This window comes from Citrobacter sp. UYEF32, from assembly GCF_040546205.1.
Taxonomy (GTDB): domain Bacteria; phylum Pseudomonadota; class Gammaproteobacteria; order Enterobacterales; family Enterobacteriaceae; genus Phytobacter; species Phytobacter diazotrophicus.
This window is the reverse complement of record NZ_JBEPNI010000004.1, coordinates 271,141-287,527: the sequence shown is the minus strand read 5'-3', so window position 1 is coordinate 287,527 and position 16,387 is coordinate 271,141. Positions and strand designations below refer to the sequence as shown.

Here is a 16,387-nt window from a genome sequence, read left to right as displayed (position 1 = left end):
TCGCTATGTCTGACGACATGTCTTCATTTTCGCCTTCGTCAGCAGGCGAACACGGTGTACTACGTTCCATGCAGGAGGTTGCGATGAGCTCCCAGGAAGCCAGCAAGATGCTTCGTACTTACAATATTGCCTGGTGGGGTAATAACTATTATGACGTCAACGAACTGGGCCATATCAGCGTATGCCCGGATCCTGATGTCCCGGAAGCCCGTGTTGACCTGGCTCAACTGGTAAAAGCCCGTGAGGCGCAAGGCCAGCGTTTACCTGCGCTGTTCTGCTTCCCGCAGATCCTGCAACATCGTCTGCGCTCTATTAACGCCGCCTTTAAACGCGCGCGCGAATCCTATGGCTATAACGGCGATTACTTCCTGGTTTACCCGATTAAAGTAAACCAGCATCGTCGCGTTATTGAGTCGCTGATCCATTCCGGCGAGCCGCTGGGTCTTGAGGCCGGTTCGAAAGCCGAATTAATGGCGGTTCTGGCCCATGCGGGCATGACCCGCTCGGTGATTGTCTGTAACGGCTATAAAGACCGTGAATACATCCGTCTGGCACTTATTGGCGAGAAAATGGGCCACAAGGTCTATCTGGTCATTGAGAAGATGTCGGAAATCGCGATTGTGCTGGAAGAAGCCGAGCGCCTGAATGTGGTGCCGCGCCTGGGTGTGCGTGCGCGTCTGGCGTCGCAGGGCTCCGGTAAATGGCAATCCTCCGGCGGCGAGAAATCCAAATTTGGTCTCGCGGCGACGCAGGTTCTGCAACTGGTGGATATTCTGCGTGATGCCGGTCGTCTGGACAGCCTGCAACTGCTGCATTTCCACCTTGGTTCGCAGATGGCCAACATTCGCGATATCGCCACCGGCGTGCGTGAATCGGCACGTTTTTATGTTGAACTGCATAAGCTGGGTGTCAACATTCAGTGCTTCGACGTGGGCGGCGGTTTGGGTGTGGACTATGAAGGTACGCGTTCCCAGTCAGACTGCTCGGTGAACTATGGCCTGAATGAGTATGCCAATAATATTATCTGGGCGATTGGCGATGCCTGTGAAGAGAATGGTCTGCCGCATCCGACAGTGATTACCGAGTCGGGCCGTGCGGTGACAGCACACCACACTGTGCTGGTGTCTAACATCATCGGCGTGGAGCGTAACGAATATACCGACGCGACACCTCCGCCAGAAGACGCTGCCCGCCCGCTGCAAAGCATGTGGGAAACCTGGCTGGAGATGCATGAGACCGGCAACCGCCGCTCGTTGCGCGAATGGCTGCACGACAGCCAGATGGATCTGCACGATATTCACATCGGTTACTCCTCTGGCACTTTTAATCTTCAGGAGCGCGCCTGGGCAGAGCAACTGTATCTGAACATGTGCCATGAAGTGCAAAAGCAGCTCGACCCGAGCAACCGCGCGCATCGTCCGATTATTGACGAACTGCAGGAGCGTATGGCGGATAAGATTTACGTCAACTTCTCCCTGTTCCAGTCAATGCCGGATGCCTGGGGTATCGATCAACTCTTCCCGGTGCTGCCGCTGGAAGGTTTGAATCACGCGCCGGAACGTCGTGCGGTGTTACTGGATATCACCTGCGATTCCGACGGCGCTATCGATCACTATGTGGATGGCGATGGTATTGCGACCACCATGCCGATGCCGGAGTACGACCCGGAAAACCCGCCGATGCTGGGCTTCTTTATGGTTGGCGCGTACCAGGAAATTCTCGGCAACATGCATAACCTGTTTGGCGATACCGAAGCGGTGGACGTCTTTGTCTTCCCTGACGGCAGCGTGGAAGTTGAACTGTCGGATGAAGGCGATACCGTGGCCGATATGCTGCAATATGTGCAGCTCGATCCGAAAACTTTGCTGATTCAGTTCCGCGATCAGGTGAAACAGACCGATCTGGACGATGCGCTGCAACAGCAGTTCCTCGAAGAGTTTGAAGCAGGGCTGTACGGGTATACCTACCTCGAAGACGAGTAATCAGAACTCACCTTTAACTGACCGGTTTAATCATGTAAATCGGTCAGTTTTTTATTTATAGCGTCCTGGAAAGCATGAAGCGCCTGTTCGGCTTATGGATAGTGTGGAGAAGGATGTGACCGACGCGCGTAACTCGTAGCCCCGGTAAGCGCAGCGCCACCGGGGATGTTATATGTCAAATTACTTAATACCGTCCGCCGCCAGGCGATCGCGGATATGTTGCGCACGTTCAGCCGAGGCCGGGTGATCGTCAAACATAGAACTCTGGCGACCCTCTTCGAGTTTTGCTAATTTTTCGAAGCTGGTGGCCAGCCCAATTGGGCTAATTCCACGTTTGCGCAACAGATCATAGGAATAATCGTCTGCTTCGGACTCCTGACGCTGTGAGAACTGCGAATTCACCAGTTTCTCGCCCAGGTCACCCAACTGAGATTGCGATAAATTGCCTACGACGCCGCCCGCCGATGCGGCCGCGGCACGCACGGCATTGGTGCCAAGCGCCACCTGCATGCCTTTCTTCACGTGACCAAGCGCAACGTGGCCCATTTCATGGCCAATTACCGCCTCGACCTCGTTGTCATTCATCATATCCATCAGACCGCTATAAACACGGATACAGCCATTCGCCATGGCAAAGGCGTTAACATCTTTTGCTACGTAAACCTTGTAGTTCACCGGCTGGCCGTTGATATTATCGCCCAGTGCGGCGGCAATCTTGCTAAGTCTCTGATTATACTGACTGCCCGCAGGGGCTATCGTTGCTTTACTGTCCATCTGCTTACAGGCTTCGTCACTCAGGCTTTTAACCTGAGCGTCGCTCAATGTGTAGGCCTGAAAAGCTTCTGCACCGGAGGTCATAAAACCGTTAGAGTCCATATTCTGGCAACCTGCCAACAGGGTCGCTGTTGTCAGAGCAAGCAAAGCCGGGCGAATTTTCATCTCTTATCTTCCACGCAGGTTAATTCATAATTCTGATAATGCGCCGCGCACAAACGAGCCGGTGCAGTTGCACAAGTATAAAGAATAGAAGGATTACGGGGCGAGTCCATTGCGCAACGACCATGCACCTTCCAGAGATTTCTTAATCCTCAAAAGGATGCTCCATGTACATGACTTGCCGCTTGGGTTACATTGTTGGCACTTTTTTCCGGCGTAGCCCATAACGCGCTGTAGTCAAGTCGTTCCGGGCATGGCCTTTAACAGTCCGATCTGGAGTCAAAATGTCCTCACGTAAAGAGCTTGCCAATGCCATTCGTGCGCTGAGCATGGACGCGGTACAGAAAGCCAAATCCGGTCACCCGGGTGCCCCGATGGGTATGGCTGACATCGCCGAAGTCCTGTGGCGTGATTTCCTGAACCATAACCCGCAGAACCCGGCATGGGCTGACCGCGACCGTTTCGTGCTGTCCAACGGCCACGGTTCAATGCTGATTTACAGCCTGCTGCACCTCACCGGTTACGACCTGCCGATTGACGAGCTGAAAAACTTCCGTCAACTGCATTCAAAAACCCCGGGTCACCCGGAAGTGGGTTACACCGCAGGTGTGGAAACCACCACCGGCCCGCTGGGTCAGGGCATTGCCAACGCTGTGGGCATGGCGATTGCGGAGAAAACCCTGGCGGCGCAGTTTAACCGTCCGGGCCATGACATTGTTGACCACTTCACTTACGCGTTCATGGGCGACGGCTGCATGATGGAAGGTATCTCTCACGAGGTATGCTCCCTGGCAGGTACCCTGAAACTGGGCAAACTGGTTGCGTTCTACGACGACAACGGTATCTCCATTGACGGCCACGTTGAAGGCTGGTTTACCGATGATACCGCCGCACGCTTTGAAGCCTATGGCTGGCACGTAGTACGTGGTGTTGACGGTCATAACGCTGACTCCATCAAACGTGCAGTAGAAGAAGCGCGTGCAGTCACCGACAAACCGTCCCTGCTGATGTGCAAAACCATCATCGGCTTCGGTTCGCCGAACAAACAGGGTACTCACGACTCTCACGGCGCGCCGCTGGGCGACGCGGAAATCGCACTGACCCGCGAAGCGCTGGGCTGGAAACACTCGGCATTTGAAATCCCGTCTGAAATCTATGCTCAGTGGGATGCAAAAGAAGCAGGTCAGGCGAAAGAATCCGCCTGGAACGAGAAGTTCGCAGCCTACGCCAAAGCCTTCCCGCAGGAAGCCGCAGAGTTCACCCGCCGTATGAGCGGTGAGCTGCCGTCTGATTTCGACGCAAAAGCCAACGAATTCATCGCGAAGCTGCAGGCGAACCCGTCCAAAATCGCCAGCCGTAAAGCGTCCCAGAATGCGATTGAAGCCTTCGGCCCGCTGCTGCCTGAGTTCCTCGGCGGCTCCGCAGATCTCGCGCCTTCTAACCTGACCATCTGGTCTGGCTCTAAAGCGATTAACGAAGATACTGCCGGTAACTACATCCACTACGGCGTGCGTGAGTTCGGTATGACCGCTATCGCTAACGGTATCTCCCTGCACGGTGGTTTCCTGCCGTACACCTCCACCTTCCTGATGTTTGTGGAATATGCCCGTAACGCGGTGCGTATGGCGGCCCTGATGAAACAGCGCCAGGTGATGGTCTACACCCACGACTCTATCGGTCTGGGCGAAGATGGCCCGACTCACCAGCCGGTTGAGCAGGTGGCAAGCCTTCGCGTAACCCCGAACATGAGCACATGGCGTCCGTGTGACCAGGTAGAATCTGCGGTGGCATGGAAATACGGCGTTGAGCGTGCCGATGGCCCGACCGCGCTGATTCTGTCCCGTCAGAACCTGGCGCAGCAGGAGCGTACCGCTGAGCAACTGGCAAACGTGGCCCGTGGTGGTTACGTGCTGAAAGATTGCGCTGGTCAGCCAGAGCTTATCTTCATCGCCACCGGTTCTGAGGTTGAACTGGCGGTTGCCGCATGGGAAAAACTGACTGCCGAAGGCGTGAAGGCGCGCGTGGTTTCCATGCCGTCCACCGACGCGTTCGACAAACAGGATGCGGCCTACCGTGAATCCGTACTGCCGAAAGCGGTTTCTGCACGTGTGGCAATTGAAGCGGGTATCGCTGACTACTGGTTCAAATATGTGGGCCTGAACGGCGCTATCGTCGGGATGACCACCTTCGGCGAATCTGCACCGGCAGAGCTGCTGTTTGAAGAGTTCGGCTTTACCGTAGACAACGTAATCGCTAAAGCGAAAGCGCTGCTGTAATTGCTATTGGATTGAGGGCTGATGCCCTCAATCTGCCCCTTTCCCGGTGGGAGAGGGGACGGATACAAAAACGGTAACCGACAGGTTACCGTTTTGTTTTTTACCTCGACGTATTCCCGCAAAAAATGTGACGCAAGTCAGATAAATGGTCGCCAGGGCTGGACATGGATTCCTTTTATTCTGTGTTTCGCTTATTCTAGCTGAAGCGTTTCAGTCGCTTAAATGTTCGACAATTAATCAATCAAACGCAGTTTGTGACAGGCGAGGTTCCCCTGTAAAGGTTGCTGCATTACTCTGTGAGCCACCTCAAATTGGGTAACCTTGCAGGAGATCTATGAGCGTACGCATAGCGATTAATGGCTTCGGTCGCATCGGGCGCAACGTGGTTCGTGCTTTGTATGAATCCGGGCGTCGGGCGGAAGTCACCGTGGTGGCAATCAATGAACTGGCAGATGCGGCAGGCATGGCCCATTTATTGAAATATGACACCAGCCACGGGCGTTTCGCATGGGATGTACATCAGGAGCGCGAGCAGCTGTTTGTCGGTGAAGACGCGATTCGTATTCTTCACCAGCGCGATATTGCCGCGCTTCCCTGGCGTGAGCTGGGCGTTGATGTAGTGCTCGATTGCACTGGCGTGTTTGGCAGCCGTGCCGATGGCGAAGCGCATCTGGCGGCGGGGGCGAAGAAAGTGTTGTTCTCGCATCCCGGCGGTAACGATCTCGACGCGACGGTCGTTTTTGGCGTCAACCAGGATGCCTTAAAAGCTGACGATCGTATTGTGTCCAACGCCTCCTGCACCACGAACTGCATTATTCCGATTATTAAGCTTCTTGACGACGCCTGGGGAATTGAATCGGGTACTGTCACCACGATCCATTCCGCAATGCACGATCAGCAGGTGATTGACGCCTATCATCCTGATTTACGCCGTACGCGTGCAGCCAGCCAGTCTATTATTCCTGTGGACACGAAACTGGCGGCGGGTATCACCCGTATTTTCCCGCAATTTTATGACCGGTTTGAGGCGATTGCGGTACGCGTACCAACCATAAATGTGACGGCCATCGACCTGAGCGTGACGGTGAAAAATCCGGTAAAAGCGTGTGAAGTCAATGCCTTGCTGCAAAAAGCAGCACAGGGAACATTTCATGGTATAGTTGACTATACGGAATTACCGTTGGTCTCAACAGATTTTAACCATGATCCGCACAGTGCCATTGTTGATGGCACGCAAACACGGGTCAGTGGCGCGCACCTTATTAAAACCCTGGTATGGTGCGATAACGAATGGGGCTTTGCTAACCGAATGCTCGACACGACGTTAGAGATGGCCGCAAAAGGTTTCAGGTAGGGCGCACATTGCGTTCGCAAAACTTTATGAATCATTGAGAGGATTCACCATGTCTGTAATTAAGATGACCGATCTGGATTTGGCAGGTAAACGCGTTTTCATCCGTGCGGATCTGAACGTACCGGTTAAAGATGGCAAAGTGACCAGCGATGCGCGTATCCGTGCTTCTCTGCCGACCATCGAGCTGGCGCTGAAACAAGGCGCGAAAGTGATGGTTACCTCCCACCTGGGTCGTCCGACCGAAGGCGAGTACAACGAAGAGTACTCTCTGCTGCCGGTTGTTAATTACCTGAAAGACAAACTGTCCAACCCGGTACGTCTGGTTAAAGACTACCTGGATGGCGTTGAAGTTGCTGCAGGTGAACTGGTTGTTCTGGAAAACGTTCGCTTCAACAAAGGCGAGAAGAAAGACGACGAAGCGCTGTCCAAAAAATATGCTGCACTGTGCGACGTATTTGTGATGGACGCTTTCGGTACTGCTCACCGTGCACAGGCTTCAACTCACGGTATCGGTAAATTCGCAGATGTTGCGTGCGCAGGCCCGCTGCTGGCTGACGAACTGGAAGCGCTGGGTAAAGCACTGAAAGAACCTGCTCGCCCGATGGTCGCTATCGTTGGTGGTTCTAAAGTTTCCACTAAACTGACCGTTCTGGACTCCCTGTCAAAAATCGCTGACCAGCTGATCGTCGGTGGCGGCATCGCCAACACCTTCGTTGCTGCTCAGGGCCACAACGTGGGTAAATCCCTGTACGAAGCTGACCTGGTTGACGAAGCAAAACGCCTGCTGGGCACCTGCGATATTCCGGTTCCGACAGATGTTCGTGTTGCTACTGAGTTCTCCGAAACCGCGACCGCTACCCTGAAATCTGTTTCTGACATCAAAGACGAAGAGCAGATTCTGGACCTGGGCGATGTTTCTGCGCAGAAACTGGCTGATATCCTGAAAAACGCGAAAACCATTCTGTGGAACGGCCCGGTTGGCGTGTTCGAATTCCCGAACTTCCGCAAAGGTACTGAAATCGTTGCTAACGCCATCGCTGACAGCGAAGCGTTCTCCATCGCAGGCGGCGGCGACACTCTGGCGGCTATCGACCTGTTCGGTATCGCTGACAAAATCTCCTACATCTCCACTGGTGGCGGTGCGTTCCTCGAGTTCGTGGAAGGCAAAGTGCTGCCGGCAGTCGCAATGCTCGAAGAGCGCGCTAAGAAGTAAGTATTCAATGGGCAGGGAAACCTGCCCAATTTTCAGCGCGCATCATGCTCGCGAACTTTTTTCCAACGGTCGAAGATACAGATACAGGACTCGAAAACATGTCTAAAATTTTTGATTTCGTAAAACCGGGCGTCATTACCGGTGATGACGTACAGAAAGTGTTCCAGGTAGCGAAAGAAAATAACTTTGCGCTGCCAGCAGTTAACTGCGTGGGCACCGATTCCATTAACGCCGTTCTGGAAACCGCTGCGAAAGTGAAAGCACCGGTTATCGTTCAATTCTCCAACGGTGGTGCTGCATTCATCGCGGGTAAAGGCGTGAAAACCGACATTCCTCAGGGTGCTGCTATCCTGGGTGCGATCTCTGGTGCGCATCACGTACACCAGATGGCAGAGCACTACGGTGTTCCGGTTATTCTGCACACTGACCACTGCGCCAAGAAACTGCTGCCGTGGATCGACGGCCTGCTGGACGCGGGTGAAAAACACTTTGCTGCTACCGGCAAACCGCTGTTCTCTTCTCACATGATCGACCTGTCTGAAGAGTCCCTGGAAGAAAACATCGAGATCTGCTCCAAATATCTGGCGCGCATGTCCAAAATCGGCATGACGCTGGAAATCGAACTGGGTTGCACCGGTGGCGAAGAAGACGGCGTGGACAACAGCCACATGGACGCTTCTGCACTGTACACTCAGCCGGAAGACGTTGATTACGCATACACCAAACTGAACGCAATCAGCCCGCGCTTCACCATCGCCGCTTCCTTCGGTAACGTGCATGGCGTGTACAAACCGGGTAACGTGAAACTGACCCCGACTATCCTGCGCGACTCTCAGGAATATGTTTGCAAGAAACATAACCTGCCGCACAACGCCCTGAACTTCGTATTCCACGGCGGTTCCGGTTCTACTGCTCAGGAAATCAAAGACTCCGTAAGCTACGGCGTTATCAAAATGAACATCGATACCGACACCCAATGGGCGACCTGGGAAGGTATTCTGAACTACTACAAAGCCAACGAAGCGTATCTGCAAGGTCAACTGGGCAACCCGAAAGGCGAAGACCAGCCGAACAAGAAATACTACGATCCGCGCGTATGGCTGCGTGCAGCGCAGTCTTCTATGATCACGCGTCTGGAACAGGCTTTCAAAGAACTGAACGCGGTTGACGTTCTGTAATTTTTGCCTTGTTTCCTGAATCAGGCCCGCTTATGCGGGCCTTTTTTATTTCCGATTCAATAGCCTGCACTCATCATTAAAGGTGATCCATTTGGCAAAATCGTCCCTTATTGTTTACCCTTTAGGTGTCTGTCCGCCACCGTCGGGAAGGATTGTTCTCGTACGGATCAACATAAGGAACAAAGAATGGAAGATCTTCACGTCGTCGATAGCATCAATGACGCAGGCTCCTGGCTGGTGACCAATCAGGCGTTACTGCTGAGTTACGCTGTTAACATCGTTGCCGCCATTGCCATCATTATTGTGGGTATGATCGTTGCCCGCATGATTTCAAACACCGTCAATAAACTGATGCGGGCGCGGCACATTGATGCCACCGTTGCCGATTTTCTCTCTGCGCTGGTGCGCTACGGCGTCATTGCATTTACCCTGATAGCCGCACTGGGGCGCGTGGGGGTACAAACCGCCTCAGTCATCGCTGTACTGGGTGCCGCCGGTCTGGCAATTGGTCTGGCGCTACAAGGGTCACTCTCAAACCTGGCCGCCGGGGTACTGCTGGTGACATTCCGCCCGTTCCGTTCCGGGGAATATGTTGATCTGGGGGGCGTCGCCGGTACCGTTCTGCAGGTGCAGATTTTCTCCACCACGCTGCGCAGCGCCGATGGCCGCATAATCGTGGTTCCCAACGGTAAAATTATCGCCGGGAACATTATCAACTTTTCCCGCGAGCCGATGCGTCGTAACGAATTTATTATTGGCGTTGCGTACGATTCCGACATAGATCTGGTCACGAAACTACTGACCGATATCATCCAGGATGATGATCGTATTCTGAAAGACCGTGAAATGACGGTGCGTCTGAATGAACTCGGGGCGTCTTCCATCAACTTTGTGGTACGCGTCTGGAGTAACAGTAGTGATCTGCAAAACGTTTACTGGGATGTGCTGGAGAAAGTGAAACGCAGCTTTGATGAGCACGGCATCAGTTTCCCTTATCCGCAAATGGATGTGAATTTCAAACGGGTAAAAGAGCCTGTCGAAGAGTAAAGAATCAGGTCGGCACTGCCGGCCTTTTTATTGCTTTCTATTATTAGCTTAGCTTATTACTCATTAAAATATTCAATTTCCGCTAATGATTCTCGCGCGTTATAGTCTGCATCCAGAAAAAGATGAGTGAGAATCTATTGTGATAACCTATTATTTTCAAGGGCTTATATTGGGTGCGGCGTTGATTTTGCCCCTGGGGCCGCAAAATGCCTTTGTCATGAACCAAGGGATCCGTCGCCAGTACCACATCATGACGGCTTTGCTGTGTACGTTGAGCGACTTGCTGCTGATTTGCGCCGGGGTCTTCGGCGGCAGCGCCTTGTTAATGCAATCTCCCTGGCTGCTGGGGCTGGTCACCTGGGGCGGCGTCGCTTTTTTGCTGTGGTATGGCTATGGCGCGCTGAAAACCGCATTCGGCAGTCATATCGAGCTTGCCAGCGCCGAAGCGATGAAGCAGGGACGCTGGAAAATCATCGCGACCATGCTGGCGGTGACCTGGCTTAATCCTCATGTCTATCTGGATACCTTTGTTGTACTCGGCAGTCTCGGCGGGCAACTGGAGGCAGAGCCGAAGCGCTGGTTTGCGATGGGGACGATCAGTGCGTCTGTTATCTGGTTTTTTGGCCTGGCGATGCTGGCGGCCTGGTTTGCCCCGCGTCTGCGTACGGCAAAAGCGCAACGTATCATCAATCTGATCGTCGGGGCGGTAATGTGGGTTATTGCCGCGCAACTGGCAAAAGAGGGCGTGGCCCATATGCAGGCGTTATTAAACTAAGTCTGGTCTGATAGACAAACCAACGGTATCCGCTAAGCTTTTGCCTGGCGTGCCGTTTTGTTACGGACGTAATAAGCAACATGGAGGAGCAACCGTGAAATTCAAAGTGATGGCCCTGGCGGCATTAGTGGGACTGAGTGTCATGTCGGTACAGGCAAGTGAACTGCCTGATGGCCCGCACATTATTACCTCGGGTACGTCGAGCGTGGACGCAGTGCCGGATATTGCCACCCTGGCGATTGAAGTGAACATCCAGGCGAAAGATGCTGCAACCGCCAAGAAACAGGCAGACGACCGCGTCGCCGAGTATCTCTCCTTCCTCGACAAGAATGGCGTAGTGAAGAAAGACATCAACGCCGCCAACTTGCGCACCCAGCCGGATTACGATTACCAAAACGGTAAAAGCGTGCTGAAAGGCTGGCGCGCCGTACGTACGGTGGAAGTAACCCTGCGCGATCTGGAGAAGCTCAATTCTCTGCTGGATGGTGCGCTGAAAGCCGGTCTGAATGAAATCCGTTCCGTTTCGCTGGGCGTTGCGCAACCGGATTCTTACAAGGATAAGGCGCGTAAAGCCGCCATTGATGATGCGGTTCATCAGGCCGAACAACTGGCAGCCGGTTTCCACGCGAAGCTTGGCCCGGTGTATAGCGTGCGTTACCACGTTTCCAATTATCAGCCGAGCCCGATGGTTCGCATGATGAAAGCAGATGCGGCGCCGGTATCCGCACAGGAAACGTATGAACAGCCGACCATTCAGTTTGCCGATCAGGTGGACGTTGTGTTCCAGCTTGAGCCAACGCAGAGCCAGACTCAGCAGCCAGCAACAACGGACAAAACGCAGTAATTTCAAATGAGTGGGATATGTGGCCGCGTCTGGGAAATCCCCAATGCGCCACGCTTACCGGGGGCTACATTTTGCACGATATGTCGCCCCGGTAAGACAATGTTTTAATCTTGCCTTAGCACCTTGTGGCCGTACGCCAGCAGTGCGTCGGTGACGTTGCGCATCATGCGGCTTTCTGGCGCAAACCGGTGCCAGAACAGCATTCGGCGCTGGAAGAGACCCGGCGTCAGATCGATCAGCTCTCCGGCATTCAACTCTCTTTCGATTTGCAGATGCGGGATCATACAGCAGGTCGTTCCCTGCCTTGCCAGTTGCACAAATGCTTCCGACGAGTTAACGATATGGCAGGGTACGCTGCCCGGCGGCAGATCGAAGTTTTGCTGTAAGAAGGCCTGGTGCATATCGTCGAGATGATCAAACGCCACGGCAGGCGCTTTAAGTAACGCCGAGCGGGTTACGCCATTCGGGAAATAACGTTCAGCAAAGGCTTTTGAACCGACAAACAGGTAATCAAGCGCGCCAAGCTGGTCAACGAGGCAACTTGGCAGAGCCTGCGGCTGAATACTTACCGCACCGACCACTTCGCCGCGACGCAGACGCTCCTGAGTGCGGGTTTCGTCTTCAACCTGTAAATTCAGACGAATTGGCGAGTCGGCCAGTACCGGCGCCAGCGCGGGCAGCAGCCATGTTGCCAAGCTGTCGGCGTTCACCGCCAGCGACAGCAGGAGTGGGGTGGAGCCGGTTTGCTCATCACCCAGCCACTCTTCTTCCAGCAGTTCTACCTGACGCAGCAGCGCCAGCAATTTTTGCCCTTGTTCAGTGGGGCGCGGTGGGACGGTGCGCACCAGCAGAGGCTGACCAAACATATTTTCGAGCTGTTTAATACGCTGCGATACGGCGGACTGAGTGATACACAGCTTCTGCGCGGCGCGCTCAAACCCACGTTCCCGAATGACCGCATCGAGCGCCTGTAACGTTCTGTAGTCCGGACGTTTCATCTGACTGACATACTCCTGCAAAATAATTACTCAGCACTATGACATAATTTTTTGTCTCTTACAGACGAAAATGTACCTGCTGGTAATGTGACACAGCTCACAGGGACTTTTCCCCCTTCCATGTTCTATAATGCGCTTCGAATTCCACACCATTCTCACCACAGGCGAACGACGATGACGCAGGACGAATTAAAAAAAGCAGTGGGTTGGGCAGCGCTGAAATATGTTGAACCGGGTACTATCGTAGGTGTTGGTACCGGCTCCACCGCTGCGCACTTTATTGACGCGCTCGGTACCATGAAAGGTCAGATTGAAGGGGCGGTCTCCAGTTCCGACGCCTCGACAGAAAAACTAAAAGGCCTGGGTATCACCGTATTCGATCTGAACGAAGTCGATCGTCTGGGAATTTATGTTGATGGCGCGGATGAAATCAACGGCCAGATGCAGATGATCAAAGGCGGCGGCGCCGCGTTAACGCGCGAAAAGATCATTGCCTCGGTAGCCGATAAATTTATCTGTATTGCCGATGCGTCCAAACAGGTCGAGATCCTCGGTAAATTCCCGCTGCCGGTGGAAGTGATCCCGATGGCACGAAGCGCCGTAGCGCGTGAACTGGTGAAGCTGGGCGGTCGCCCTGAATATCGCCAGAATGTGGTCACCGACAACGGCAACGTGATCCTCGACGTCTTTGGTCTGGAAATTATCGATCCTGTTGCGCTGGAAAATACGATTAATGGCATTCCGGGTGTGGTAACCGTGGGCTTGTTTGCCAACCGCGGCGCGGATGTGGCTTTGATCGGCAGCGCCGATGGCGTCAAAACCATCACAAAATGATCTGTGTGGGGGACGTGTTCCCCCATGAAAAAAATCTCAAAGAGCAAATTTGGTGACATCTGTCACGTTTCTGGATTCGCCCTGATAATCCTCCCGCCTCTGTGGCTATTTCCAGCATATTCCTCTGCCATTTCTTACTGTATGACATTCCTTCACAGGGCCGACGCAAACGTTCATATTGCTGCAATAGTTTTTTTTGATATGTTGACTACAGCGGATGAATATCCACACAACATCAGTTATGACAAAAAACAGGGTCGGGTAAATGGCAAAGGTATCACTGGAGAAAGACAAGATTAAATTTCTGCTCGTCGAAGGGGTGCATCAGAAAGCACTCGATAGCCTTCGTGCAGCAGGTTACACCAACATCGAGTATCACAAAGGCGCGCTCGACAGTGAGCAGCTCAAAGAGTCTATCCGTGATGCCCACTTCATTGGCATTCGATCCCGTACTAACCTGACCGAAGATGTTATTGCCGCCGCTGAAAAACTGGTTGCGATTGGTTGTTTCTGTATTGGTACCAACCAGGTCAATCTGGATGCGGCGGCACAGCGCGGTATCCCGGTATTTAACGCCCCGTTCTCTAACACGCGTTCCGTGGCGGAACTGGTGATTGGCGAGCTGTTACTGCTGATGCGCGGTATTCCGGAAGCGAACGCCAAAGCGCACCGCGGAATCTGGAACAAACTGGCCGTGGGCTCTTACGAAGCGCGCGGTAAAAAATTGGGCATCATTGGCTACGGCCACATCGGTACGCAGCTTGGCATTCTGGCTGAGTCACTCGGTATGCACGTTTATTTCTATGATATTGAAAGCAAACTGCCGCTGGGTAACGCGACCCAGGTTCAGCACCTGTCCGATTTGCTCAATATGAGCGATGTTGTCAGTCTGCACGTGCCGGAAAATGCCTCGACCAAAAACATGATGGGCGCGGAAGAGCTGGCGCTGATGAAGCCGGGATCACTGCTGATCAACGCCGCACGTGGTACGGTTGTTGATATTCCGGCGCTGTGCGATGCGCTTAAACGTAAACACCTGGCGGGCGCGGCAATCGACGTGTTCCCGACTGAGCCTGCAACCAACAGCGATCCGTTTAATTCACCGCTTTGCGAATTCGATAATGTGATTTTGACGCCGCATATTGGCGGTTCAACCCAGGAAGCGCAGGAAAACATCGGTCTGGAAGTAGCGGGTAAGCTGATTAAGTACTCTGATAACGGCTCAACGCTCTCTGCCGTTAACTTCCCGGAAGTATCGCTGCCGCTGCACGGCGGTCGTCGTCTGCTGCATATCCACGAAAACCGTCCAGGCGTGCTGACCGCAATCAACCAGATCTTTGCTGGCGACGGTATCAACATCGCGGCTCAGTATCTGCAAACGACGCCGTATATGGGCTATGTGGTTATCGATATTGAAGCCGAAGAAGATGTGGCGCAAAAAGCGCTGCAGAGCATGAAGGCGATCCCGGGTACGATTCGCGCACGCCTGCTGTACTGATTTTGCAGTACTGGATGGCGAGATAAATGCAAAACGGCAACCTGAGGGTTGCCGTTTTTATGTGTTCTCACTCACCCTGTGGTTTCACCAACTCCACAACCTCGACGGCGTCACCACCGCAGGGAGCGGAATATCCCACTCTTCCACTGGAAGCATATCAACATGCTGGCAATCATGCGCATAACCCACTGGCTGTAACCCGTACTGTTGCCAGTTTTGCAGCGTTCTGTCGTAAAAGCCACCGCCCATTCCCAGCCGTTGCCCCTGGCTGTCAAAGGCAACCAGCGGGGTTATCAGGACATCTAACTGCGCAAGCGGTAAAACATCGCGTACGTCCAGTTTCGGTTCCTGAATTTTCAGGCGATTGATAACCAGCTCGCTATGCGGATGGTATTGCAAAAACAGCAGATTGCCCGGGCTGAACGGATGCAGAACCGGCAGATAAACGCGTTTGCCGTTGCGCCAGAGTTGTTCGATAAGCGGTTGGGTGTCCAGTTCGCCATCGAAGGAGAGAAAAAGGGCGACGGTATGCGCCATCACGACCGGCGGATACGCCATCATGCGCGCTGCCGCTGCAATCGAAAAGTGTTCCTGTTCCCCGGCGGTAAGGGCGCGACGACGCTGCCGTATGATTTTACGGATTTCCTGACGTGATGGGGGAAGAGCAGAAAGTTGTGTCATGGTACCAGGTAGAAAGAAGGGAATCTCCGAGATGCCGCCGCAGGCTGTAACCCTTGAACCCTTGGTTCAAGGTGAATGTGTCGTCATAGTTTTAAGGCTTCTCGGACGGACCGAGCATGCTCACCAACCATGGAGCGCCACATTCTTGTGGTATGAAATATCGGCTCAGGGGACTGGCCCGCTTGCGAACATCTCAGAGAAATTTTTTCTTCACGGTCACTCTACCATAGTTAACCTTGAAGTGTTATTCAAACTTCGGCCCCGGCCTTTCGGATATGCGACCCTGATCAAGCAATGCCTGTTCGATGGTCTGTTGTAACATCCGAATACGCTGTTCCATGCTGGATGCGTAGTCACGGGTTTTTGCCTTTTCCTGAGTCAGTTCATAGCTGATATTCAGCGCTGCGATAAAGACTAACTGCTCAGTATTTGTGACTCTAGTGCGAACTTTCAGATCTTGCAACCGCTGATTTAGATCCTCCGCGGCCTGATTCAGAGCATCTCTCTGTTCAGGCGGGCAATTCACTCGCAGTGAACGGCCAAAAATTTGGATATCGACGGGTTGTGCAGACATGCCACCTTCCTGCTGTTTGACTGCGCTCTGCCTTCACACCCGAGTCCTGGCTGCGAAGGGGCGTCACTATAGCCACCCTGGTGAGAGGATTCAAGCTCTTTGCTATACCTTAATTCACTCATAGCGCATGCAAAGGCATGTAACGTGAAGCATGACGGGTATATCACCAGGGTCCAAAGTGGTAGCATACCATGAAT

14 protein-coding genes and 1 other RNA gene are annotated in these 16,387 nt (G+C 53.4%); 10 read left to right on the top strand and 5 right to left on the bottom strand.

The window, feature by feature from the left end:
• Window positions 1-5: 5 nt before the first annotated feature.
• A complete protein-coding gene (gene speA / locus ABIB59_RS12735) occupies window positions 6-1,982 on the top strand; it encodes a biosynthetic arginine decarboxylase (RefSeq protein WP_072039714.1) in 1,977 nt (658 codons plus the stop codon).
• Between the two features lie 180 nt (window positions 1,983-2,162).
• Here speA and loiP read toward each other — a convergent pair whose 3' ends face one another.
• Complete coding sequence (gene loiP / locus ABIB59_RS12730) at window positions 2,163-2,921, bottom strand: metalloprotease LoiP (protein WP_039077998.1); 759 nt, start codon at window positions 2,919-2,921, stop codon at window positions 2,163-2,165.
• Window positions 2,922-3,202: 281 nt separating this feature from the next.
• On the opposite strand from loiP, the gene tkt reads away from it, so the two are divergent.
• The 7 genes from tkt (at window position 3,203) to ABIB59_RS12695 (ending at window position 11,605) form a co-directional block, all read left to right on the top strand.
• On the top strand, window positions 3,203-5,194 hold the full coding sequence (gene tkt, locus ABIB59_RS12725; protein ID WP_354035666.1) for a transketolase: 1,992 nt from the start codon (window positions 3,203-3,205) through the stop codon (window positions 5,192-5,194).
• 334 nt (window positions 5,195-5,528) lie between these two features.
• On the top strand, window positions 5,529-6,548 hold the full coding sequence (gene epd / locus ABIB59_RS12720) for an erythrose-4-phosphate dehydrogenase (RefSeq protein WP_165158018.1): 1,020 nt from the start codon (window positions 5,529-5,531) through the stop codon (window positions 6,546-6,548).
• Window positions 6,549-6,597: 49 nt separating this feature from the next.
• Window positions 6,598-7,761: a phosphoglycerate kinase gene (gene pgk, locus ABIB59_RS12715; RefSeq protein ID WP_039077995.1), complete on the top strand. Its 1,164-nt coding sequence runs from the start codon at window positions 6,598-6,600 to the stop codon at window positions 7,759-7,761.
• A gap of 98 nt (window positions 7,762-7,859) precedes the next feature.
• Window positions 7,860-8,939 carry a class II fructose-bisphosphate aldolase gene (gene fbaA, locus ABIB59_RS12710; protein WP_039078179.1) on the top strand — a complete coding sequence of 360 codons (1,080 nt, stop codon included), beginning with the start codon at window positions 7,860-7,862 and terminating at the stop codon, window positions 8,937-8,939.
• A 186-nt stretch (window positions 8,940-9,125) separates the two neighbouring features.
• Window positions 9,126-9,986: a small-conductance mechanosensitive channel MscS gene (locus tag ABIB59_RS12705; protein WP_354035663.1), complete on the top strand. Its 861-nt coding sequence runs from the start codon at window positions 9,126-9,128 to the stop codon at window positions 9,984-9,986.
• Between the two features lie 139 nt (window positions 9,987-10,125).
• On the top strand, window positions 10,126-10,761 hold the full coding sequence (argO, locus tag ABIB59_RS12700; RefSeq protein ID WP_039077993.1) for an arginine exporter ArgO: 636 nt from the start codon (window positions 10,126-10,128) through the stop codon (window positions 10,759-10,761).
• A gap of 94 nt (window positions 10,762-10,855) precedes the next feature.
• Entirely contained in the window at window positions 10,856-11,605 is a 750-nt protein-coding gene (locus tag ABIB59_RS12695; protein ID WP_039077992.1) for an oxidative stress defense protein, read from the top strand.
• Window positions 11,606-11,709: 104 nt separating this feature from the next.
• Here the strand turns inward: ABIB59_RS12695 and argP are convergent, their stop codons facing one another.
• Entirely contained in the window at window positions 11,710-12,603 is an 894-nt protein-coding gene (gene argP, locus ABIB59_RS12690; protein ID WP_039077991.1) for a DNA-binding transcriptional regulator ArgP, read from the bottom strand.
• A 174-nt stretch (window positions 12,604-12,777) separates the two neighbouring features.
• Between argP and rpiA the strand changes: the two genes are divergently transcribed.
• Together rpiA and serA are read left to right on the top strand one after the other, a co-directional pair.
• A complete protein-coding gene (gene rpiA / locus ABIB59_RS12685) occupies window positions 12,778-13,437 on the top strand; it encodes a ribose-5-phosphate isomerase RpiA (RefSeq protein WP_039077990.1) in 660 nt (219 codons plus the stop codon).
• Window positions 13,438-13,702: 265 nt separating this feature from the next.
• Entirely contained in the window at window positions 13,703-14,935 is a 1,233-nt protein-coding gene (gene serA / locus ABIB59_RS12680; protein ID WP_039077989.1) for a phosphoglycerate dehydrogenase, read from the top strand.
• 84 nt (window positions 14,936-15,019) lie between these two features.
• Here the strand turns inward: serA and ABIB59_RS12675 are convergent, their stop codons facing one another.
• The 3 genes from ABIB59_RS12675 to zapA all read right to left on the bottom strand — a co-directional run bounded on the left by ABIB59_RS12675 (window position 15,020) and on the right by zapA (window position 16,190).
• Window positions 15,020-15,616: a 5-formyltetrahydrofolate cyclo-ligase gene (locus tag ABIB59_RS12675; protein ID WP_354035660.1), complete on the bottom strand. Its 597-nt coding sequence runs from the start codon at window positions 15,614-15,616 to the stop codon at window positions 15,020-15,022.
• Window positions 15,617-15,635: 19 nt separating this feature from the next.
• Window positions 15,636-15,819: non-coding RNA, 6S RNA (gene ssrS, locus ABIB59_RS12670), on the bottom strand.
• Between the two features lie 41 nt (window positions 15,820-15,860).
• Window positions 15,861-16,190, bottom strand: a complete 330-nt coding sequence (gene zapA, locus ABIB59_RS12665; protein WP_039077987.1) for a cell division protein ZapA — start codon at window positions 16,188-16,190, stop codon at window positions 15,861-15,863.
• Between the last annotated feature and the right edge of the window lie 197 nt (window positions 16,191-16,387).